A 21,617-nucleotide genomic window follows, 5' to 3' on the forward strand; every position below is an offset into this window, starting at 1 on the left:
GTCGCCGTATGGGCACCCACACGACGGACTCCCCGCACCCGCTGCCGCTCCCGGCCACCCAGGCCGGCCGGGACGGGCTCGCCGCGCTGCTCGCCCGGCCCCGTGACGCCGTGATCGGACTGGACTTCGACGGCACACTGGCCCCGATCGTCGCCGACCCCGAACAGGCCCGCGCCCACCCCGGGGCCGTGCCCGCGCTGGCCGCGCTCGCCCCCGAGGTGGCCTCCGTCGCCGTGATCACCGGCCGCCCGCCCGAGGTGGCGGTCCGGTACGGCGGCTTCGCGGACGTCCCCGGCCTGGAGCACCTCACCGTCCTCGGCCACTACGGCGCCGAACGCTGGGACGCGGCCACCGGCACGGTCACCGCGCCACCCCCGCACCCGGGTGTGGCCGCCGCCCGCGCCGAACTGCCCGGCCTGCTGGAGCGTGCCGGCGCCGGGCAGGGCACCTGGATCGAGGAGAAGGGCCGGGCGCTCGCGGTCCACACCCGCCGCGCCGCCGACCCGCAGGCCGCGTTCGAGGCCCTGCGCGGCCCCCTCGCCGGCCTCGCCACCCGGCACGGCCTGATCGTCGAACCCGGCCGCCTGGTCCTGGAGCTCCGCCCGCCGGGCATGGACAAGGGCGTGGCCCTCCTGGACCACGCCCGTGCCACCCGGGCCGGCTGCGTCGTCTACGCCGGCGACGACCTGGGCGACCTGCCCGCCTTCGCCGCGGTCGACGAACTCCGCGCCGCCGGCACCCCCGGCCTGCTGGTGTGCAGCGGCAGCACGGAGGTCACCGAACTGGCGGACCGCGCCGACCTGGTGGTGGCCGGCCCGGAAGGCGTCGTGGAGCTGCTGCGGGGGCTGGCGGCCCAGCTCGGGTGACGGGCCCGGCCGGCCGGGCCCGGGGCGCCGGGCCCGGCCGGTCAGCCCCGCAGCGCGTCGAGCTGGTCCAGGAACCAGCGCGTCGGCGGCAGCGCGGTCGCCGCCGCGGCCAGCCGCTTCGAGCGCTCCGCCCGCTCGGCCACGGGCAGGCTCAGGGCCGCGTGCAGCGCGTCCGCCGTCCCCCCGATGTCGTACGGGTTCACCACGATCGCGTCCCCGCCCAGCTCCTCGTACGCCCCGGCCTCCCGGGACAGCACCAGCGCGCAGCCCGCGTCGGAGACCACCGGGACCTCCTTGGCGACCAGGTTCATGCCGTCGCGGATGGGGTTCACCAGGGCCACGTCGGCCAGCCGGTAGGCGGCCAGGGAGCGGGCGAAGTCGTCCTTCACGTGCAGGACGACCGGGGTCCAGCCCGCCGTGCCGTACCGCCCGTTGATGTCGTCCGCGACCCGCCGCACCTCGGCGGTGTACTCGCGGTACACGGCGAGGTCCTGCCGGGACGGGTACGCGAAGGCCACGTGGACGACCTTCTCCCGCCATTCGGGGTGGTCGTCGAGCAGCTGCCGGTAGGCCAGCAGCCCGCGCACGATGTTCTTGGACAGCTCGGTGCGGTCCACCCGGACGATCGCCCTGCGCGCCGACCCGTCAGGACCCGGGCCGATCTCCTCGCGCAGTGCCGTCATCCGCTCGGCCACGTCGTCCTGGTGGGCCCGTCCGCGCAGGAAGTCCGCGTCCGCGCCCAGACCGTGCACCCCGATCCGGGTGCCGGCGGCGGCGTCGGGCCCGAGCACCACCTGACAGCAGGCGGTGAAGGCGTCCGCCCACCGCTGGGTGAGGAACGCCGCGCGGTCCGCGCCCAGGATGCCGCCGAGCAGCTCGGCGGCGATGTCGTCGGGCAGCAGGCGGAAATAGTCCGGCGGCGCCCAGGGGGTGTGCGAGAAGTGGCCGATGCGCAGGTCGGGGCGGAGTTCGCGGAGCATGCGCGGGGCCAGGGCGAGGTGGTAGTCCTGGATCAGCACCGCCGCGCCCTCGGCGGCCTCCTCGGCCAGCGCCTCGGCGAACGCCTGGTTGTAGGCCCGGTAGGACGCCCACTGCCGCCGGAACCGCGCGTCGAAGACCGGCTCCATCGGGGTCTGGTACAGCATGTGGTGGACGAACCAGAGCACCGAGTTGGCGATGTCGTTGTAGGCCTCGGCGTGCACGGTCGCGTCGATGTCGAGCATCCGCACCCGCTGCCCGCCGGTGTCCGCGGCCGGCAGCAGTGCGCCGTCCGCGCGCCGCACGGCCTCGCGGTCGCCGGCGCCGAGCGCGGCGCACACCCACACGGAGTCCGCGTCCGACCCGATCGCCGACAGCCCGGAGACCAGCCCGCCGCCGCCCCGCCTGGCGTGCAGCGAGCCCTCCTCGTCGATCTGATACGAAACCGGGCCGCGATTGGACGCGACCAGCACCTGAGCCTGTTCAGCAGCGCCGTGCGTGGAAGCCATACGCCTCAACCTAGCCCGGCCCACAAACGCTCAAACGTACGGTCCACCCGGGAAGGGGACCGTATACGGACTGTTCACGCCACCTTCCGCTCGGCGTACTCGGCGATCTCCACCATGGGCGGCCGTTCCTCGGTGTCCACCGAGTAGGTGCGCGGCTCGAACCCGTCCTCGCCGCGCTCGAACTGGGTCAGCGCGGGCCGGATCAGATGGCCGCGGGCCAGCCGGAGCTGGGCGGTGCGGTAGATCGCGGCGGCCATCCGGCCCAGGGCCTGCCCGTCCTGATGGCGGTGCAGGCGCACGCCCACGTCGACCTGGGCCAGCGCGTCCAGGCCGGCCAGGTGCAGCGCGTCCACCAGCATCCCCAGCTCCACGCCGTAGCCGACGGGGAACGGCAGCTGCTCCAGCAGGGAGCGGCGGGCCGCGTACTCGCCGCCCAGCGGCTGCACGAAGCCGGCCAGCTGCGGCCAGTGCATGTTCAGCAGCGGCCGGGCCATGAGTTCGGTGACCCGGCCGCCCTGTCCGGCCGCGCCGCCGAGCGGGCGGTCGTACATCGCCTTGACCAGGTCGACACCGGGGTCGGTGAGCAGCGGGCCGACGATCCCGGAGACGAAGTCGGAGGAGAACTCGCGCAGGTCCGCGTCGATGAAACAGACGATGTCCCCGCCGGTCACCAGCAGCGAGCGCCACAGCACCTCGCCCTTGCCGGGGACGGCGGGGATGCGGGGCAGGACGGCGTCGCGGTGGACGACCCGGGCGCCGGCGCGCGCGGCGACCTGCGCGGTGCGGTCGGTGGAGCCGGAGTCGACGACGACGATCTCGTCGACCAGCGGTATCTGCTCGACGAGGTCGTGGCGGATGACCGCGACGATGTCGCCGACCGTCTCCTCCTCGTTGAGCGCGGGCAGCACGACGCTGATCGTCTGGCCGGTGCGTTGCTTGGCGGCCAGGATGCGGTGGAGCGGGCGGTCGGTCACGGACCAGGAGCGGTCGGCCAGCCAGCGCTCGACTTCTTCCAGCACGGTCTGCGGCTCCTCACTGTCACGACCACACACACCGTGTGATCCATCTCGCGGTACGGACGACTATCTCAACTGTCCTGGCCTTCGGTTACAGTCTTGAACAACGCCGGTGACCATCGCATGTCGGGGGTCGCCCGCGCCCCACAACCACATATTGCTCATCCAGAGGGGCAGAGGGACACGGCCCGATGAAGCCCCGGCAACCCTCCAGTCGGTTCTCGTAGATCAGTTCTGATCGTCTCCGCGAGGCTCCCGGCTAGGGAAGGTGCCAAATCCGTCTCACGGCGAAGTGCGTCGTGAGGAAGATGAGGAGAAAGGGCCTCGCCTCCATGGCTGTGCAGACAGTTGCAAGCACCGGCAGTTCCACCGTCGACCTCGGTCCCGCCACGGCCCTGAGCTGTCGCGAGTGCGGTCACCGGGTGCCCCTCGGCCCGGTCTTCGCCTGCGAGGAGTGTTTCGGTCCGCTGGAGATCGCCTACGACTTCTCCGCCTACGGCACCGAAGAGCTGCGCCGCCGCATCGAGGCGGGCCCCGCGAACATCTGGCGCTACGCCCCGCTGCTGCCCGTCCCCGCGGACGTCGCCGGCAAGCCGAACCTGAACCCGGGCTGGACCGAGCTGGTCAGGGCCGACAACCTGGCGCGCGAGCTGGGCGTGACCGGCGGGCTGTACGTGAAGGACGACTCCGGCAACCCGACGCACTCCTTCAAGGACCGGGTCGTCGCCCAGGCCCTGGAGGCCGCCCGCGCCTTCGGCTTCACCACCCTGTCCTGCTCCTCCACGGGCAACCTGGCCGGTGCCGTCGGCGCCGCCGCCGCCCGGGCCGGCCTGCGCTCCTGCGTGTTCATCCCGCACGACCTGGAGCAGGCCAAGGTGGTCATGGCCGCCGTCTACGGCGGTGAGCTGGTCGGCATCGAGGGCAACTACGACGACGTGAACCGCTTCTGCTCGGAGCTGATCGGCGACTCGGCCGGCGAGGGCTGGGGCTTCGTCAACGTCAACCTGCGGCCGTACTACGCGGAGGGCTCCAAGACCCTCGCGTACGAGATCTGCGAACAGCTCGGCTGGCGGCTGCCCGACCAGATCGTGGTGCCGATCGCCTCCGGCTCCCAGCTCACCAAGATCGACAAGGGTCTGAGGGAGCTGATCGAACTCGGCCTCGTCGAGGACCGTCCGTACCGGATCTTCGGCGCCCAGGCCGAGGGCTGCTCGCCGGTGTCCACCGCCTTCAAAGCCGGGCACGACGTCGTGCGGCCGCAGAAGCCGAACACGATCGCCAAGTCGCTCGCCATCGGCAACCCGGCCGACGGTCCGTACGTGCTGGACATCGCCCGCCGCACCGGCGGCGCCGTGGAGGACGTCACCGACCAGCAGGTGGTGGACGCCATCCGGCTGCTCGCGCGGACCGAGGGCATCTTCGCGGAGACCGCCGGCGGTGTCACCGTGGGCGTCACCCGCAAGCTGATCGAGAACGGCGTGCTGGACCCGGCGAGGACCACGGTCGTCCTGAACACCGGTGACGGCCTGAAGACCCTGGACGCGGTGGCCGGGACCGGTCTCACCGCCACCATCCGCCCGACCCTGGACTCCTTCCGAGAGGCTGGCCTCGCATGAGCGTGACCGTTCGCATCCCCACCATCCTGCGTACCTACACCGGCGGCTCGGCGGAGGTCGCCGCGCAGGGCGCGACCCTCGCCGAGGTCATCGCCGACCTGGAGAAGAACCACACCGGGATCGCCGCCCGGGTGCTGGACGACCAGGGCCGGCTGCGCCGGTTCGTCAACGTGTACGTGAACGACGACGACGTCCGCTTCGAGCAGGGCCTGGAGACCGCCACGCCGGACGGTGCGGGCGTCTCGATCATTCCGGCGGTCGCCGGCGGCTGATCCGCCGCATCATTACCTTCGGTAACGCCGGTTACATATCGTTCATGTGATTGCCCCCTCCGTAAGAGAAGCGGAGGGGGCAATTCTGTGTGATTGAGCGCGGTAGAGTTGGGGAACACGGTCGCGGACCGCGGGTCGGCGGCCCTTCATTTCATGCCGCGCGCCCGACAAGAAACAGCCAAAGTGCTGGGGTGTTCCGCGGCATTCGTGCCCTTTGTGAGGCCCGACTTGCCCCGAAGTCGGATGAATTCTCGCCACATTCCGGACCGCGCGCGTCCAGATTTCTCGTCCGATTGACCTGTTGCAGACGGCAGTTGGACAGATACATTCAGCCGCGGTCGACGCGTTCCGGCGCACGCCCCCGGCCAGTGGGGGGTGAGGTCTGACCCGGGTTCGCGAAGTGCGGATCTGTGCAAGGGCCAGTAATAGGGGAGTTAGGCATGGCTCAGGGCACCGTCAAGTGGTTCAACGCGGAGAAGGGGTACGGCTTCATCGCGGTCGACGGTGGTGCGGACGTCTTCGTCCATTACAGCGCCATTCAGATGGACGGCTACCGCACCCTGGAAGAGGGCCAGCGGGTGGAGTTCGAGATCTCGCAGGGCCAGAAGGGCCCGCAGGCCGACATGGTTCGCCTCGGCGCCTGAACGTTTTCTGTTGGCGAAGGGCCCGCACCGGCACAGGGTGCGGGCCCTTCGCCGTGCCCGGGTCCGTGCCGGTCCGGAGCGGGGTCCGGGTCCGCGGCCGTGCCCGGGTGTGGGTCCCGGCCGGTGTTCGCGCGGGGCTGACCGAGGGTTCGTACCCCCCGAGGCGCTTGCACTCGACCATGCCGAGTGCTAATCATTGGCGTTAGCACTCTGAAGGTGAGAGTGACAACGAGGACCGGGTCGGTGAGGCCCGCAGGCCAAGTGGGGCAAGGAACCACGCGGCCGGCGAGCCGTCCGTCGCGGGCGCGGGCGCGGTCCGAAGGAATCACCCCCAGTCCTGGAGGGACCACTTCACATGGCCAAGATCATCGCGTTCGACGAGGAGGCGCGGCGCGGCCTCGAGCGCGGCATGAACCAGCTCGCGGACGCCGTGAAGGTGACGCTCGGCCCCAAGGGCCGCAACGTCGTCCTCGAGAAGAAGTGGGGCGCCCCCACGATCACCAACGATGGTGTGTCCATCGCCAAGGAGATCGAGCTCGAGGACCCGTACGAGAAGATCGGCGCCGAGCTGGTCAAGGAAGTCGCCAAGAAGACGGACGACGTCGCCGGTGACGGTACGACCACCGCGACCGTTCTCGCCCAGGCCCTGGTCAAGGAAGGCCTGCGCAACGTCGCCGCCGGCGCCAACCCCATGGCCCTGAAGCGCGGCATCGAGAAGGCCGTCGAGGCCGTCTCCGCCGCCCTGCTGGAGCAGGCGAAGGACGTCGAGACGAAGGAGCAGATCGCCTCCACCGCGTCCATCTCCGCCGCCGACACCCAGATCGGCGAGCTGATCGCCGAGGCCATGGACAAGGTCGGCAAGGAAGGCGTCATCACCGTCGAGGAGAGCAACACCTTCGGTCTGGAGCTCGAGCTCACCGAGGGCATGCGCTTCGACAAGGGTTACATCTCCGCCTACTTCGCGACCGACATGGAGCGCATGGAGTCGGTGCTCGAGGACCCCTACATCCTCATCGCCAACTCCAAGATCTCCTCGGTCAAGGACCTGCTCCCGCTCCTGGAGAAGGTCATGCAGTCGGGCAAGCCGCTGCTGATCATCGCCGAGGACGTCGAGGGCGAGGCCCTGTCGACCCTGGTCGTCAACAAGATCCGCGGCACCTTCAAGTCCGTCGCCGTCAAGGCCCCGGGCTTCGGCGACCGCCGCAAGGCCATGCTCGGCGACATCGCCATCCTCACGGGCGGCGAGGTCATCTCCGAGGAGGTCGGCCTCAAGCTGGAGAACGCGACCCTGGACCTCCTGGGCCGCGCCCGCAAGGTCGTCATCACCAAGGACGAGACCACCATCGTCGACGGTTCGGGCTCCTCCGAGCAGGTCAACGGCCGCGTCAACCAGATCCGCGCCGAGATCGAGAACAGCGACTCCGACTACGACCGCGAGAAGCTGCAGGAGCGCCTGGCGAAGCTCGCCGGCGGTGTCGCGGTCATCAAGGCCGGTGCCGCCACCGAGGTGGAGCTCAAGGAGCGCAAGCACCGCATCGAGGACGCCGTCCGCAACGCGAAGGCGGCCGTCGAGGAGGGCATCGTCGCCGGTGGTGGCGTGGCCCTGCTCCAGGCCTCCCAGGTCTTCGAGAAGCTGGAGCTCGAGGGTGACGAGGCGACCGGCGCCAACGCCGTGCGCATCGCGCTCGAGGCCCCGCTGAAGCAGATCGCCGTCAACGCCGGCCTCGAGGGCGGCGTCGTGGTGGAGAAGGTGCGCAACCTCACCCCGGGCCACGGCCTGAACGCCGCGACCGGTGACTACGTCGACCTGATCGCCGAGGGCATCATCGACCCGGCGAAGGTGACGCGTTCCGCGCTCCAGAACGCCGCGTCCATCGCCGCGCTGTTCCTCACCACCGAGGCCGTCATCGCCGACAAGCCGGAGAAGGCCGCCGCGCCGGCCGGCGGCGGCATGCCGGGCGGTGACATGGACTTCTGATCGGCCTCCGGCTGATCGCCTGTCCTTCCGCCCGAGGGCGGCACCCCCTGCTGAGGCAGGGGGTGCCGCCCTCGGGCGTTTCCGGCGGGTGCCGGTGTGACCGGGGTCACGGGGAGAGGAGGGTGCGGACGGAATGCGCGGAGGCGTGCACGGGGTTTATTCATCAGGTGCAACAATGCGCGCGCACATACCGAACGGTATACCGAGCGAGACCCCGAGGAGCCCCCACGTGACCGTCACGACCCCCGCCTCCGCCTCCCGCACGGCCCGGATCCTGTCCCGGCCGATCGCCCTGAACGGCCTCACCGTCCCCAACCGGATCGTGATGGCGCCGATGACCCGGATGTTCTCCCCGGGTGGCATCCCCGGCGAGGACGTGCGCTCGTACTACGCCCGCCGCGCCGCCGCCGGCGTCGGCCTCATCGTCACCGAGGGCACCTACGTGGGCCACCCGTCGGCCGGCCAGAGCGACCGCGTCCCGCGCTTCCACGGCGAGGAGCAGCTGGCGGGCTGGGCGAAGGTCGCCGAGGACGTACACGCGGCCGGCGGCACGATCGTCCCGCAGCTGTGGCACATCGGCACCGTCCGCAACCAGGGTGACGCGCCGTTCCCGGACGCCCCCTCCCACGGCCCCTCCGGCCTGCGCATCGACGGCACCGCGGACGCCACGCCCATGACCCAGGCCGACATCGACGCCGTCATCGGCGCGTTCGCCCAGGCCGCGGCGGACGCCGAGCGCATCGGTTTCGACGGCGTGGAGATCCACGGCGCCCACGGCTACCTCATCGACCAGTTCCTGTGGGCGCACACCAACCGCCGCACCGACGGCTACGGCGGCGACCCGGTGGCCCGGGCGCGGTTCGCGGCGGAGATCGTCGCCGCCGTCCGCGACGCCGTCTCCCCGGAGTTCCCCGTCATCTTCCGCTACTCGCAGTGGAAGCAGGAGGCCTACGACGCCCGGCTCGCCGAGACCCCCGAGGAGCTGGAGGCCATCCTCACCCCGCTCGCGGAGGCCGGTGTCGACGCCTTCCACGCCTCCACCCGCCGCTACTGGCTCCCCGAGTTCGACGGCTCGGACCTGAACCTGGCCGGCTGGACCAAGAAGCTCACCGGCAAGCCGGTCATCAGCGTCGGCTCGGTCGGCCTCGACGGCGACTTCGTGCACGCCTTCCGGGGCGAGGGCTCCCCGGTCCAGGGCCTCGACAACCTCCTGGACCGCCTGGAGGACGGCGAGTTCGACATGGTCGCCGTCGGCCGCGCGCTGCTCCAGGACCCGGAGTGGGCCGCCAAGGTGCTCGCCGACCGCTTCGAGGAGCTGGCGCCGTACGACGCGTCGGCGATCAAGACCCTGAGCTGACCCCGGTCGCCGGCCCGGTCACAGATTGCCCATGGGCTCGATGTCGACCCGGAGCGGTGTTCCCCACACCCGCAGCACCTCGTAGTCGGTGAACTCGTGCACGAGCCGGTACGCCATGGCCGGCCGGGAGCCGCGCCGCTGGGCCGCGAGGTACGCCTCGGCCTCGCGGAGGTCCCGCCGGGGTGTGCCGCACAGCTGCCACTCCTGGCCGTTCCACAGCTCCGGCAGCCACCGCTGCTGGGGCTGGGGCCGGTCGCCGCGGACGCCGTAGCGGGAGGGAGCGGACGGCGCCGGCTCGCCGGACCGGGGCCTGCCCTGGAACTCCGAGCGGCGGGCGGCCCGGCGCCGGGTCTCGCACAGCAGACACAGGTCGGGGGCGCTGTCGTCGACAGGCCCCTGCGGATGCTCGGGGCACCGGGTGGCGGGCGCGCCGGCCGTGACGCTGTCGTCCAGCAGGTCGAGGGCGCGCCGCAGATCGCTCCTGATCTCGTGCAGCCGGGTGTCCGGCGTGTCGGCGGTCAGGGCCTCTCCGTGCTCCCCGAGCAGCCGCAGAGCCCGTCCGAGGGCGGTGAGCTGGGCATGGTTCATGTCGATCGGTCGCCTCCTCCCCACCATGGTGCCCTGCCCCACCGGATGCCGGACCGCGCGCCCGCCACCGCCCCGGCACCGCTCGCCACCGCCGGCCGCCCGCCGCCTCCGATCCGGCGCGCACCGGACCGGCCTCGCCGTCCCCGGCGTCTCGTGCCCGCCGTACGAGCCGCGGGAGGGCTGGGCGTCCCCGGGGCCCGTCAGGTGCCGGGGGCCGGGGTGGTGGCGGTCGTGGTGGTGTCGGTGGCGGTGTCGCCGGGGGTGGCGGGGGCGGCGGGCCGGAAGGTGACGTAGGTCGCCAGGAAGCCCACCAGGTAGCCGGTGAGGAGGCCGCCCGCGTAGACCGAGGCCAGCAGGGCCGGGCCGCGGTTCCCGGCCAGCAGCGGGAACAGGGCCCAGCCCGACGGGCCGATCGCCGTGGCGCCCACCCGGGTGCCCAGCATGGCGAAGAAGCCGATGAACGCCCCGCCCGCCGCCCCGCCCGCGCAGGCGGTCAGGAACGGCCGGCCGAGCGGCAGGGAGACGCCGTAGATCAGGGGTTCGCCGACCCCCAGCAGGCCCGCCGGGAGCGCCGACCTGATGGTCGTCCGCAGCGGGACGTCGTGCCGGAGGCGGACGTAGACCGCGAGGGCCGCGCCCACCTGGCCGGCGCCCGCCATCGCCAGCAGCGGCAGCAGGGCCGTGTAGCCCTGCTGTTCGATCAGGGTGGCGTGCAGCGGGATGAGCGCCTGGTGCAGGCCCAGCATGACCAGGGGCAGGAACAGGCCGCCCAGGAGCAGCCCGGCCAGGGCTCCGGTGGTCGCGAGCAGCCAGGTCGCGGCCGTGCCGATCGCCGTCGCCACCGTGCCGGCCGCGTACATCAGGCCGTACAGCGTCACCAGGCCGGCGAGGAGGACCGTCACGGCCGGGGTCAGCAGGACGTCCAGCGCGCCCGGGACCCGGCCCCGGCACCACTTCTCCACCCGCGTGGCCAGGAACGCCGCCGCGAGCGCGCCCAGCACCCCGCCCTGTCCGGGTGCCAGGTGCACACCGAACGCCGTCACCTTGGCCACGCCCGGATACACCACGACCGCCGCGACCGCCCCGCCCAGCACGGGTGTGCCGCCGAACTCCTTCGCGGTGTTGTAGCCGACGAACACCGGGATCAGGGCCATGAACGCGGAGGCGATCGCGGACAGCGCGGGGGTGAGCGCGGGCAGCAGGCCGGCGTTCAGCAGCAGGCCGTTGAACCCGGCCAGGATGCCGCAGCCGATGAGGGCGGGGATCAGCGGCACGAAGACGTGCGCGACGCGGCGCAGGGCGGTCCTGACGGGGGTGGCGTCGCGGCGCCGGGCGGACTCCGTGGCCGGGGCGCCCTGGCCGCCCGCCGCCCCGGGGGCGGCGTCGGCGGTCCGTCCGGCCAGCAGCGCCCGCACCTCGGCCGTGACCTCGTCGACCACCCCGGGCCCGAGCACGATCTGCCACACGTCCCCGCCGCCCACCACCCCGAGCACGCCGGGCAGGGCCCGCAGGGCCTCCTCGTCCCCGGCCGCCGGGTCGGCGAGGGTCAGCCGGAGGCGGGTCATGCAGTGGGTCACGGAGACGACGTTGGCCGGGCCGCCCACCCGGGCGAGGACGGCGGTCGCGGTGGAGGCGGAGTCGTTGCGCACGCCCCGAGCGTGCGGGTCAGCGGGGGGCGTGCGCCAGCGCGGCACGCAGATGGCCGTCACACTCCTCCAGAAGGCGGGCGGCCGTCGGGCCGTCGACTCCGGCGAGCAGCGCCAGGATCGCGTGCTTGACCTCGCCGCCGGTCTGGGCGAGGGCCTTCTCGATCTCCTCGTCGCCCGCTCCGGTGGCGAGCGCGACGATCCGGCGGGAGCGGGCCCGCAGTTTCTCGTTCGAGGCGCGCACGTCGACCATCAGGTTCCCGTACGTCTTGCCCAGCCGGATCATCGTGATGGTCGACAGCATGTTGAGCACGAGCTTCTGAGCCGTGCCCGCCTTCAGCCGCGTGGAGCCGGTGACCAGCTCCGGGCCCACGACGACCTCGATGCCGTGCTCGGCGGCGGCGGCCAGCGCGCTGTGTTCGTTGCAGGCCACGCCCACGGTCAGCGCGCCCAGTGCGCGGGCGTGCTCGACGGCGCCGACCGCGTAGGGGGTGCGGCCGGAGGCGGAGACGCCGACCACGCTGTCCTCGGCGTTCAGCTTCAGCGCGTCCAGGTCCCTGCGGGCCAGTTCCCCGGAGTCCTCGGCGCCCTCCACGGAGGTCACCAGGGCGTCGGGGCCGCCCGCGATGAGGCCGACGACCTGGGCGGGGTCGGTGTTGAACGTGGGCGGGCACTCGGAGGCGTCCAGCACGCCCAGCCGGCCGGCGGTCCCGGCTCCGGCGTAGACGAGCCGTCCGCCGCGGGCCATGCGCGCGGCGACGGCGTCGACGGCGGCGGCGATCCTCGGCAACTGGGTGGCGACGGCGCCGGGTACGCCCGCGTCCTCGCCGTTCATCAGCCGGGCGATCTCCAGGGTGGGCAGTCGGTCGATGTCGGCCAGCTCGGGCCGGAAGGCCTCGGTGGTCAGGGAGGCCAGTTCGGTGCGCAGGTCATGAGAGGTCATGGGGGGTGGCTCTCTCCAGGACTCATTCGACAGGGGGCCAGTGAACCGGACCGGGGCGCGGGGAGCTGCGCGACAAGCCCAGCCGGCCCGCGGATCCCCGCGAACGGTCCGTCCTACGTTCTAGCGCGAGGCACTCCGGTGCCGGTGGGCCAGCGCCTCGTACGACGCGGCCAGCGCGGGTGCCGCCGTCTCGTACGTCCGCTGGGCGACCCCCACGAACAGGCAGTCCACCACCAGCAGCTGACTGGTCCGGGAGGACATCGCGGCGGGCCGCAGCTCCGACTCCCGCGATGTCGACGTGGTCAGTACCAGGTCGGCGTACTGGGTGACGGGCGAGTCGGGTCTGCCGGTGATGGCGACGGTCGTCGCCCCGTGCTCGAAGGCGGCCCGGAGCGGCTCGATGACGTCCCCGGTCGACCCGGAGTGCGTGATGGCAATCGCCACGTCACCCGAGCGGAGCTGCACCGCGTTGGTCACCGCGAGGTGCGGATCGCTGTGCGCGTGGGCTATGAGCCCTATCCGCAGCAGCTTCTGGGTGAGGTCCTGGGCGACGAGCCCGGAGGCTCCTATGCCGTACACGTCGGTGCGCCGGGCGCCGGTCAGGGCGGTGACGGCCGCGCCCAGCTGGCCGGTGTCGAGTCCGGCGGCGGTGTCGGCGAGGGTCTGCTGTTCCTCGTAGGCCAGCTTGGCGACGACGTCGGCCAGGGAATCGTCCACCGCGATGTCGGTGGTGATGGCGGGCGCGCGGCCGGACTGCTGCTGGGCGGCGAGCCCGGCCAGGGCGAGGCGCAGGTCGCGGTAGCCGGGATAGCCGAGCAGCCGGGCGGTGCGCACGACGGTGGCCTCGCTGGTGCCGGTGAGCCCGGCGAGGCCGGTGACCGTGAGAGCGGCGCAGCCGGCCGGGTCGCTCGCGACGGCCTCGGCGACGCGCTGCATGGAGCGGGTCATGGAGGGGGCGAGGGTGCGCACCTTGGCGGCGAGGGAGCCGCCCGGACTGCCGAAACTTTCCTTCAGGTCCTGGGTCACCTCTGAAAGATATTTTCGGTTCCGTGCCGGGGTCAAGAGTGCGCACAATGGGGGCATGGATCCCATCAGCCCCCTGGAACAGGCGTTGCACGCGGCCCGTGCCCTGGTGCTCGCGGACCTGGTCGCGGGCCGGACCGCGGAGCCGGACGTGGTCTCGCTGGTGGAGGACTCCGTCGTGCAGCGGCGCTGGTGGGTCGAACAGTGGCCGGAGGGTGCCGGCTTCGTCGCCGGGCTGGTCGCGCAGGACGTACAGGACGCGCTGCTGGACCGGTACGGCCGCTGGCCGCTGTGCCCGGTGTGCGGGGACGGCGACCCGCACGCCCTGGAGGTGGAGCCGGAACTGGGCCCGGACCCGCACTGGGTGTGCCACAAGGCGGGTGTGAAGGTCGCCCCGGTGGGTTCGCTCGGCTCGGCCACGGGCGGGACGGCGCCCTCGTGAGGCGCCGATGACCGTCTACATCGACCCGCCGGCCTGGCCCGGACACGGGCGCATGTGGTCGCACCTGGTGAGCGATGTGTCCTACGACGAACTGCACCGGTTCGCCGAGGCCCTGGGCGTTCCCCGGCGGGCCTTCGAGCGCGACCACTACGACCTGCCGTCGCACCGGTACGCGGACGCGGTGGCTGCCGGGGCGGTGGAGGTCCGCAGCCGCGAGGTGGTGCGCCTGCTGCGGGCGTCCGGGCTGCGCCGGCCGAAGGTGCGTCAGGCGCGGCGCACGTAGAGCCGGAGGCCGCCGTCCATGTCGTACTCCTCGTGGGCGATCCGTTCCTCCTCCACGGTCGCCCGGGCGAACCCGGCCCGGGTCACCACCCGTTGCGAGGACAGGTTGTCCGGTGCGATCGTCGCGACGACCGTGTCGACGTCGTCCCGGGCCAGCGCCCACTCGGTCAGGGTGCGCACCGCCTCGGTCGCGTAGCCGTCGCCGCGGGCGCCCTCGATCACGTCGTAGCCGATCTCCACCCGGCGCTCGTCATCCGGGGCGCCGTGGAAGCAGACGCCGCCGATCGCCCGGCCGTCCTCTTGCCGGACGAGGGCGAAGACACCGAACTCCGGGCGGTGGACGCCCGCTTCGTAGGCCTTCATCAGATACGAACAGGCCTGACGGGTGCCCTCGTGCGGGCCGTCCCCGAGCCAGTCGAGGCCGCCCGTGCCGCCCAGGCGCACATCGTCGGCGACGGCGGGGCGGATGCCGGTGAGCAGGAGGCGCCCGGTGGGGAGGACCAGATTGTTGTACAGGGTCCAGTCGGTGACCCGGGCGCGGCCGGGCAGGTCGCCGCGGCCGGTCGCCCACAGCAGGGTCGGCCAGGGCTCGGGGCCGGGCTGGACGTGGGGGAAGAGCCAGGCGAGGACGGCCGCGGCGAGGTCCGGGTCGGGCTCGTGGGCGAGGCCGAGACCCCGCGCGATGTCGTGGGTGTGCAGGAGCGCCTCGGTGACGGCCATCGCCGCGAAGCCCTCACGGTCGGCGGTGCCGAAGGGCTGCGGGTGGAAGGCGCGGACCCCGGGCGGCGCGGTGCGGACGGCGGCGGCCACCAGGGCGCCGGTCGCCTCGACGACCTGGATCAGTCCGGCGTTGTCGGTGCCCTCGGGGAGGGTGATGGCCAGCGGGAAGCGGTCCTGGGCACGGCTGGCGAGACGGCTCGCGTAGTGGGTGAAGGCCTGGGCGATGTGGAAGGCCGTCGTACGGCAGGTCCACTCCATGCCGGCGGCGTGGGCCGCCTCCCAGTCCCGGTCCACTCCCGCGCGCAGTGTCGCCGTGCAGCTCGCGACGGCCGCGTCCACCTGGTCCCCGCTCATCGTCCGCATGCGCGCACAGTACGGCGGGGGCCGTTCTCAGGGCGACAGCATTTCCAGCTCACCGGCGAGGTTGTGGCGGGCGGTCGCCTCCCAGTGTTCCTGGCCGTACGGCGTGCGGAACAGGCTCGGCAGTTCCAGGAGTCGGCGCAGGAGGGCCGAACGGCCCGTGCGGAAGGCGGCCTGGGGGACGAAGTGGTACTCCTCGCGGATCCGGGCGGTGTAGGCGGCGTACGCCGACGGGGGCGAGGCCAGGACGGCCAGGTCGGCGTCGCACAGCACCTGCCCGTCGCGGTCGGAGGCGGCCGGGTCGTGCGTGACGGTGAGCCGGACCAGCCGGGCCACCTCGGCGGTCTTCGCTCCGGACAGGCCGGCCTCCAGCAGGGCGCGCTCGGCAAGCCGCGCGGACCGCTCCTCGTTCTCGGACCGTTCGGGCAGGTAGACGGCGTCGTGGAACCAGGCGGCCAGGCGGACCACGTCCGGGTCGGAGGCGCAGGGCGCCAGGACGTCCACGTGGTCGAGCACCTCGGTGAGGTGGGCCACCGTGTGGTAGCGGCGCTGCGGCTCCTGCCATCGGGTGAGCAGGTTGTCGGCGTACGGCGTCGGGTCGGGGCCGCCGCCGGGGGCGCGGGCGGCTTCCAGGGCGTGGGTGAAACGGAGGCGCAGGGCGTCGAGGTCGGCCATGGACGGCATTCTGCCGCGCCGCCAGCCCGCCGGCGCCGCGGTTCCGTTTCGGGTGAGGGGCGTCCCTGTTCGGGCGTAGGCTTTGATTGGACTAGACCTGTAGTCGCGGAGGAAATGGGGTGCCATGAGCAAGCGTGCAGTCCTGGAGGTGATCGCCCTCGACACCGAGGACGCGGTCGCCGCCCGGGCCGGAGGCGCGGACCGGCTGGAACTGGTCACCGAGATGGCGGCCGACGGGCTCACCCCCTCGCCCGCCACCGTCGCCGCGATCCGCGCCGCCGTAGACATCGACCTGCGCGTGATGCTCCGCCTCGCGGACGGGTTCGCGGCCGGTGACGTGACGCGGCTGGCCGGGCTCGCCGGCGAGCTGCGGGCGGCCGGCGCCGACCAGTTCGTGCTCGGGTTCCTGGACGCGGCCGGCGGCGTCGACCTGGACGCGGTGGAGCGGGTCGTGGCCGCGCTCGACGGCTGCCGGTGGACGTTCCACCGGGCCATCGACCGGGCCGCCGACCGCGACGCCCTGCGCAAACACCTCGCCGACCTGCCCGGCCTGGACACCTACCTCACCGCCGGCTCCGCCACGGGCGTGGACGACGGCCTGCCCACCCTGCTCGCCGAGGCGGCCCGCGGGGGCGAGCCCGGGTACGCGCAGCAGATCCTGGTGGGTGGCGGCCTCCGGCTGGACCACGTGCCCCGGCTCCGGGCCGGCGGCCTCACGGCGTTCCACATCGGTGGCGCGGCCCGCCCCGACGGCTGGCAGGGCCCGGTCTCGGTAGAGGCGGTCACCCGGTGGCGCACCACCCTGGACGCGGACGCCGACGCCGCGTAGCCCCTCGCCGGGGCGGGCAGCGCGGTTCTCCGGCACCCGTGCCGACGGGCCCCTGGACCGCGGGCGCGGCAGGGGCGGCGTCCCGCGTGGCTCGCCGCGGGCCTGCGAGCGGCGCGGATGCGGGTGCGCGGGGTGCGGCGGAGCCGCCGGTGTGGCGCGGGTGGTGTTCCCGCGCCTCGCCCTGGGCCGCGGGTATGCGCGGGCCCGGAGGCCGGGTGTGAGGGCGCGGCAGGGGGCGGCGTCCCGCGTGGCTCGGCCGCAGGTCGGCATGGGCGCCGGCGCGCCTCGCAGCCTGGGCCGGCCCAGGAGGCGGGTGTCCCCGGGGACCGGCCGCACCGCGCACCCGGGAGCGGGCGGGGCCCGAGGGCCGGCCGCGAGGGCGTGGCAGGGGTGGCGAGCGAGCGGGTGCTGCCGGGTGCGGCGGGGTGCCGGGTGTGGCGCCGATGGTGTTCCCCGTACCGCGCCCCGGGTCCCGGTGTGGCGCGGGCGGTGGGCCGCGCACCTCGTCCTGGCGGCAGGTGTGGCATGGGCGGCGGGTCGCGGCTCGCCCTGGGCCGGACGGCGGATGCGGGCGTGCCGGGTGCTGTCGGGGGCGGGGCCGCCGGTGTGGCGCGGGCGGTGGGCAGCGCGCCTCGTTCCGGGCCGGACGGCGGATGCGGGCGGTGTTTCCCTGCCCCTCGCCCTGGCGCGGGTGTGGAACGGGCGGTGGGCCGCGCGTCGTACCCGCACCCGCACCCGGGCCCGGCAGCCGGCGAGTGCGTTGGTGCGGGGTCTGCGGGTGGCGGGCCCGGGCCCGGGGCCGGGCTGCCAGGGCGGGGCAGGGCGGCGGGCCGCGCGGCCGGCCCCGGGGGCGGACGTGGGGGTGCGGGGCTCGCGGGTGGGCCGCCGGATGGCTCGTCCGCAGCGGCGGCGCACGCGTTGGCCCGCGCCTCGCACGCGCCCGGGAGCGGGACGCGTTGGCCCGCGCCTCGTACCCGGCGCGGGAGCGGGCGGGTACGGGCCGGGCGTGCTCGACGTGGGGCCCGCGCGGGCGGTGCCGCGTGCTATCCGGCGAGCTGGGCGGGCAGGGGGTCCGCGTGGGTGACGATCAGGCCTGACACGGCGCGGGTCAGTGCCACGTACAGCCGGCGCAGGCCCGTGCGTTCGTCCGGCTCGCCGTCCACCACTGCCCGCGGCTCGTCCAGGACCACGTAGTCGTACTCCAGGCCCTTGGCGAGGGAGGCCGCGACGAGGGTCAGCCGGGTCTCCTGGGTCGTCTCCTGGCCCGGTTCGAGGTACCCGATGCCGGCCGCGGTCAGCGCCTCGGCCAGCTCCGGGATCCGGGCGTCGGCGGCGATCAGGCCGGTCGAGCCCTCGTTGCGCAGCAACTCGGCGCACGCGGCGACGACACCGGCCGGCTCCGCGACCGTACGGATCTCGAAGAAACCGGGGTTCTCCCGGACGGAGGCGACGGGAGTGAGGCCGGGCGCGATGTGGGGCAGCAGCCGGGAGGCGTACGTGATCACGTCCGTCGGCACGCGGAAACCGGCCGTCAGCTCCTCGACGGCCCCGTCCGGCTTGCCCAGATGGCCCAGCGCCTCCGCCCAGCTCCGGGTCGCCCACGGGGTCGTGCCCTGCGCGAGGTCGCCCAGGACGGTCGCGCTGCCGGTGGTGCAGCGGCGGCCGACGGCCCGGTACTGCATCGGGGACAGGTCCTGTGCCTCGTCCAGGACGACATGGCCGAGCGAGGACGTGCGCTGGATCAGGTCGGTCGCCTCGTCGATCAGCACCGCGTCCGCCGCCGACCATCGGGCCGCCTTCACGCCTCGCACGGGCCTGGCCCACAGGATCGTCCGCTGCTCGTCCTCGTCGAGGAGCCCGGCGGCGTGCTCGGCGAGGAACTCGGCGTCGGTCAGCAGCCGCAGCACCAGCTTCGCCGGGTCGACGGCCGGCCAGAGGGTCTTCACGGCCGCCTTCACCGCGGCGTTGCGGGCGACCGCGTCCTGCACCCGGTCGTCCGGGGCCTCCCCGGCCCGCTCCATCTGCACGAGCACCGCGTGCGCGATGCGCTGCGGCAGGGCCTCGCGGGCGGCGCCGTAGCGGATGTCCCGCGCCAGCAGCTCCCGGACGATGTCCTCCAGCTCGTACGCCGGGACCCGCCACCGCCGTGAGCCGCGCACCACCACGACCGGCTCGGCCGGCATGGTCACGTGGGAGTACAGGGCCCGGCGCAGCACCTCGGCCATCCGGGCGTCGCCCTTGACCACGGCGGCGGGCGCGTCGTCCGTGCCGCGTACCTCCACGTGGGCGACGAGGTCGTCCACGGTGGCCTGCTGCACGGCCAGCTCGCCCAGGGCGGGCAGGACCTGCTCGATGTAGTGCAGGAAGGACCGGTTCGGCCCGATGACGAGGGTGCCGGTGCGGGCCAGCCGCTCGCGGTGGGCGTAGAGCAGGTAGGCCACCCGATGCAGGCCGACGGCCGTCTTGCCGGTCCCCGGACCGCCCTGCACGCAGACCGTGCCGCCGAGTCCGCTGCGGACGATCTCGTCCTGCTCGGGCTGGATGGTGGCGACGATGTCCCGCATCGGGCCGACGCGCGGTCGTTCGATCTCCTGCTGGAGCAGCTTGCTGGTGGTGCCGCCCCCCGAGGAGTCGGCCGGGTCGGCCGGGTCGCCGAGGTGCTCGTCCTCGTACGCCGTGAGGTCCCCGCCCGTGTAGCCGAAGCGGCGGCGCAGCCCGACGTCCATGGGGTCCTTGCGGGACGCCCGGTAGAACGGCTGCGACACGGGCGCGCGCCAGTCGATGACCATGGGGTCGCCGTGGGCGTCGTGCACGTGCCGCCGCCCGATGTAGAAGCGACCGCCCGTCTCCCACCGCTGCTCCTGGTAGTCGAGGCGGCCGAAGAACAGCGGGGTGTCGCTGAGGTCGGCCAGCGCCTTGACACGGTCCTCGATCTGCCGGGAGAGCACTGCGGCGTTGACCCAGTTGGCGGTGACGTCGCGGATGTCCAGGGCCTCCGCGTCCTCTCGCATGGCGCGCAGGGCGGCACGGGAGGCGGCGAGGTGGGAGCGTTCGCGGGCGAGGGGGTCGTCGGTGGGCGTGGACAAGGGGGTGCCTCCGGTGGGCCTGCTGCGTGGGCTGTGACGATGCCGTCCGGTTTCCGGCCGGGCGGCGGCACTCCGTGGGGGAGGCGGGCAAGAGCGGAGATTTTAGAGGGGCCGGCGGGCGGGGGCCACCGAATATCGGTGCCGCAGGCATTCAGGGCGCGCGTGGCGCCGGAAGCGGCATAAGGTCACATCCGTGCGGAAACGGACGGTGGCGCCTCTCCTCCCGGCCCTCCCCCCTGCCCCTGCGCGCGCCCGTGTCCTGCCGGTCCTTCCTGTGCTCCTCCTGGTGCTCTCGCTCGGCGGTTTCGCCGCCCTGTCCGTGGTGCAGCGGGCCCCGATGGCCGACCTGCTGGTGTACCGGGCCGAGGGCGCCGCCGCGGCCCACGGCGGTGACCTGTACGGCTTCACGGTCACCGAGTGGCGGCTCCCGGCGACCTACCCGCCCTTCGCGGCACTCCTCTTCGTCCCCGCCGCCTGGCTGCCCGTCCCGGTCCTGAAGGCGGTCTCCCTGGCGGGCAACGCGCTGCTGCTCGCCAGCCTGGTCGCCCTCTCCTCCCGCCTGGCGTCCCGCCCGCTGTCCCCGGCCCGGTTGTGCACGGCCACCGCCGCCGCGCTCTGGCTGGAACCGGTTTTCCAGACGCTCCTGTTCGGCCAGGTCAACCTGGCCGTCGTCTGCCTGACCCTGTGGGACCTGACCCGGCCGCCCGGCGCCCGGGCCCGGGGTCTGGCCCTCGGCCTGGCGGCCGGCGTGAAACTCACCCCGGTCCTCTTCGTGGTCTACCTGCTGCTGCGCGGACGCCGGCGACAGGCGGCCACGGCGGCGGCCGGTCTCGCCGCCACCGTCCTGCTCGGCTTCCTGCTGCTCCCCGCGGCGAGCGCCGACTTCTGGACCCGGCGGCTGTACGAGACCGGCCGGGTGGGCAAGGCGTGGATCGTGGACAACCAGTCCCTGCGGGGGCTTCTCGCGCGGGCCCTGCACGACCCCGCGCCGGGCCTGGCCTGGGCGCTGCCGGCGGCGGCGGTCGCGGTGGCGGGCCTCGCGCTGGCGGGCCGTGCCCGCCGGGAGAGCCACGGCGTCCTGCTGACCGCGTTCACGGCCCTGCTGGTCTGCCCGGTGAGCTGGACCCACCACTGGGTGTGGTGCGTGCCGCTGCTCGCGGTGCTGCTGGCGGAAGGCCGCACCCGCACGGCCGTGCTGGTGGCCCTCGTCTTCACCGCCCGCACGATGTGGCTGGTCCCCCACGAGGGCGTCCTCGATCTGGAACTGTCGTGGTGGCAGCAGCCGTTGGCGGCCGCGTACGCCCTCGTGGCGTTCCTCCTGCCGCTCGGACCGATCAGCTCGTGTGACAGCATGATCAACCGTTGTCCGATCCTTCCGACCGAGCGAACGGGGAAACCGCATGCTGTTCCCGACCCTTCCGATCCGTAAGGCGGTGGGCGGTCTGACCGCCGCCACCGCCCTCGCCGTGGGCGCCACCGTCCTGGCCGCGCCCGGCGCCTGGGCCGTGGACTCCTCCGGGTGCACCAAGAACATCAAGGACGCGACCTACCCGGTCGTCCAGTGGGACCACGCCGACATGCGCACCGGCCCCGGCTACACGTACAAGGTGAAGAAGTCCGTGTTCGCGGGCAGCAACGTGCGCGTGTACTGCACCGCCTACAAGAAGGGCGTCACCTGGTACTACGGCAAGTCCGGCAAGACCAAGGGCTGGATGGACAGCCACGCGTTCTTCTAGACCGCCCAGCCGCCCGGGCCGACCCTGGGCCCTCTCGTTCGGATCATGCCG

General features: G+C 73.6%; 20 protein-coding genes and 1 riboswitch. Of the genes, 11 read left to right on the top strand and 9 right to left on the bottom strand.

The genetic code is table 11. The annotated features are described in order from the left end of the window. Window positions 1-8: 8 nt before the first annotated feature. Window positions 9-866 (top strand): trehalose-phosphatase, encoded by an 858-nt coding sequence (otsB, locus tag ACF1BE_RS27495; RefSeq protein WP_392201693.1) that lies wholly within the window; start codon window positions 9-11, stop codon window positions 864-866. 41 nt (window positions 867-907) lie between these two features. On the opposite strand, the gene ACF1BE_RS27500 is transcribed toward otsB, so the two are convergent. Continuing rightward, the gene (locus ACF1BE_RS27500; RefSeq protein WP_392201694.1) at window positions 908-2,353 is read right to left on the bottom strand and encodes a trehalose-6-phosphate synthase; all 1,446 of its coding nucleotides are present in this window, start codon (window positions 2,351-2,353) and stop codon (window positions 908-910) included. Between the two features lie 74 nt (window positions 2,354-2,427). Next, the gene (locus ACF1BE_RS27505) at window positions 2,428-3,372 is read right to left on the bottom strand and encodes a glucosyl-3-phosphoglycerate synthase (protein ID WP_392201695.1); all 945 of its coding nucleotides are present in this window, start codon (window positions 3,370-3,372) and stop codon (window positions 2,428-2,430) included. Window positions 3,373-3,527: 155 nt separating this feature from the next. Further along, window positions 3,528-3,684, top strand: a riboswitch (SAM riboswitch). Window positions 3,685-3,701: 17 nt separating this feature from the next. Between ACF1BE_RS27505 and thrC the strand changes: the two genes are divergently transcribed. The 5 genes from thrC to ACF1BE_RS27530 all read left to right on the top strand — a co-directional run bounded on the left by thrC (window position 3,702) and on the right by ACF1BE_RS27530 (window position 9,236). Further along, window positions 3,702-4,985 (top strand): threonine synthase, encoded by a 1,284-nt coding sequence (gene thrC, locus ACF1BE_RS27510; RefSeq protein WP_392201696.1) that lies wholly within the window; start codon window positions 3,702-3,704, stop codon window positions 4,983-4,985. Further along, entirely contained in the window at window positions 4,982-5,257 is a 276-nt protein-coding gene (locus ACF1BE_RS27515; RefSeq protein ID WP_392201697.1) for a MoaD/ThiS family protein, read from the top strand. The genes thrC and ACF1BE_RS27515 overlap by 4 nt, the downstream gene beginning before the upstream one ends. Window positions 5,258-5,697: 440 nt before the next feature. Continuing rightward, window positions 5,698-5,901, top strand: coding sequence for a cold-shock protein (locus tag ACF1BE_RS27520; RefSeq protein WP_121788175.1), 204 nt, complete (start codon window positions 5,698-5,700; stop codon window positions 5,899-5,901). 355 nt (window positions 5,902-6,256) lie between these two features. Further along, window positions 6,257-7,879: a chaperonin GroEL gene (gene groL, locus ACF1BE_RS27525; protein ID WP_392201698.1), complete on the top strand. Its 1,623-nt coding sequence runs from the start codon at window positions 6,257-6,259 to the stop codon at window positions 7,877-7,879. A gap of 229 nt (window positions 7,880-8,108) precedes the next feature. Further along, entirely contained in the window at window positions 8,109-9,236 is a 1,128-nt protein-coding gene (locus ACF1BE_RS27530; protein ID WP_392201699.1) for an NADH:flavin oxidoreductase, read from the top strand. An 18-nt stretch (window positions 9,237-9,254) separates the two neighbouring features. On the opposite strand, the gene ACF1BE_RS27535 is transcribed toward ACF1BE_RS27530, so the two are convergent. The 4 genes from ACF1BE_RS27535 to ACF1BE_RS27550 form a co-directional block, all read right to left on the bottom strand. After that, a complete protein-coding gene (locus ACF1BE_RS27535) occupies window positions 9,255-9,824 on the bottom strand; it encodes a hypothetical protein (RefSeq protein WP_392201700.1) in 570 nt (189 codons plus the stop codon). Between the two features lie 200 nt (window positions 9,825-10,024). After that, the gene (locus ACF1BE_RS27540; protein ID WP_392201701.1) at window positions 10,025-11,473 is read right to left on the bottom strand and encodes a PTS transporter subunit EIIC; all 1,449 of its coding nucleotides are present in this window, start codon (window positions 11,471-11,473) and stop codon (window positions 10,025-10,027) included. A gap of 16 nt (window positions 11,474-11,489) precedes the next feature. Then, entirely contained in the window at window positions 11,490-12,413 is a 924-nt protein-coding gene (gene murQ / locus ACF1BE_RS27545; protein ID WP_392201702.1) for an N-acetylmuramic acid 6-phosphate etherase, read from the bottom strand. A gap of 120 nt (window positions 12,414-12,533) precedes the next feature. Further along, window positions 12,534-13,439: a MurR/RpiR family transcriptional regulator gene (locus ACF1BE_RS27550; RefSeq protein ID WP_392201703.1), complete on the bottom strand. Its 906-nt coding sequence runs from the start codon at window positions 13,437-13,439 to the stop codon at window positions 12,534-12,536. A 55-nt stretch (window positions 13,440-13,494) separates the two neighbouring features. Here ACF1BE_RS27550 and ACF1BE_RS27555 point away from each other — a divergent pair, with 55 nt between their 5' ends. Together ACF1BE_RS27555 and ACF1BE_RS27560 are read left to right on the top strand one after the other, a co-directional pair. Beyond that, window positions 13,495-13,878, top strand: coding sequence for a hypothetical protein (locus ACF1BE_RS27555; RefSeq protein WP_392201704.1), 384 nt, complete (start codon window positions 13,495-13,497; stop codon window positions 13,876-13,878). Between the two features lie 7 nt (window positions 13,879-13,885). Beyond that, window positions 13,886-14,161 carry a DUF4031 domain-containing protein gene (locus ACF1BE_RS27560; protein ID WP_392201705.1) on the top strand — a complete coding sequence of 92 codons (276 nt, stop codon included), beginning with the start codon at window positions 13,886-13,888 and terminating at the stop codon, window positions 14,159-14,161. On the opposite strand, the gene ACF1BE_RS27565 is transcribed toward ACF1BE_RS27560, so the two are convergent. After that, window positions 14,143-15,234 (bottom strand): GNAT family N-acetyltransferase, encoded by a 1,092-nt coding sequence (locus ACF1BE_RS27565; protein ID WP_392201719.1) that lies wholly within the window; start codon window positions 15,232-15,234, stop codon window positions 14,143-14,145. The two genes, ACF1BE_RS27560 and ACF1BE_RS27565, sit on opposite strands and share 19 nt — an antisense overlap. A gap of 36 nt (window positions 15,235-15,270) precedes the next feature. Next, window positions 15,271-15,915, bottom strand: a complete 645-nt coding sequence (locus ACF1BE_RS27570; RefSeq protein ID WP_392201706.1) for a hypothetical protein — start codon at window positions 15,913-15,915, stop codon at window positions 15,271-15,273. A gap of 124 nt (window positions 15,916-16,039) precedes the next feature. Between ACF1BE_RS27570 and ACF1BE_RS27575 the strand changes: the two genes are divergently transcribed. Beyond that, window positions 16,040-16,744 carry a copper homeostasis protein CutC gene (locus tag ACF1BE_RS27575; RefSeq protein ID WP_392201707.1) on the top strand — a complete coding sequence of 235 codons (705 nt, stop codon included), beginning with the start codon at window positions 16,040-16,042 and terminating at the stop codon, window positions 16,742-16,744. Between the two features lie 1,043 nt (window positions 16,745-17,787). On the opposite strand, the gene ACF1BE_RS27580 is transcribed toward ACF1BE_RS27575, so the two are convergent. After that, entirely contained in the window at window positions 17,788-19,830 is a 2,043-nt protein-coding gene (locus ACF1BE_RS27580) for a HelD family protein (protein ID WP_392201708.1), read from the bottom strand. A gap of 274 nt (window positions 19,831-20,104) precedes the next feature. Here ACF1BE_RS27580 and ACF1BE_RS27585 point away from each other — a divergent pair, with 274 nt between their 5' ends. Together ACF1BE_RS27585 and ACF1BE_RS27590 are read left to right on the top strand one after the other, a co-directional pair. Beyond that, on the top strand, window positions 20,105-21,259 hold the full coding sequence (locus ACF1BE_RS27585) for a glycosyltransferase 87 family protein (RefSeq protein WP_392201709.1): 1,155 nt from the start codon (window positions 20,105-20,107) through the stop codon (window positions 21,257-21,259). Beyond that, entirely contained in the window at window positions 21,231-21,566 is a 336-nt protein-coding gene (locus ACF1BE_RS27590) for a hypothetical protein (protein ID WP_392201710.1), read from the top strand. The genes ACF1BE_RS27585 and ACF1BE_RS27590 overlap by 29 nt, the downstream gene beginning before the upstream one ends. The last annotated feature ends 51 nt before the right edge of the window (window positions 21,567-21,617 follow it).

This window comes from Streptomyces sp. NPDC014991 (genome assembly GCF_043080665.1).
GTDB lineage: Bacteria > Actinomycetota > Actinomycetes > Streptomycetales > Streptomycetaceae > Streptomyces.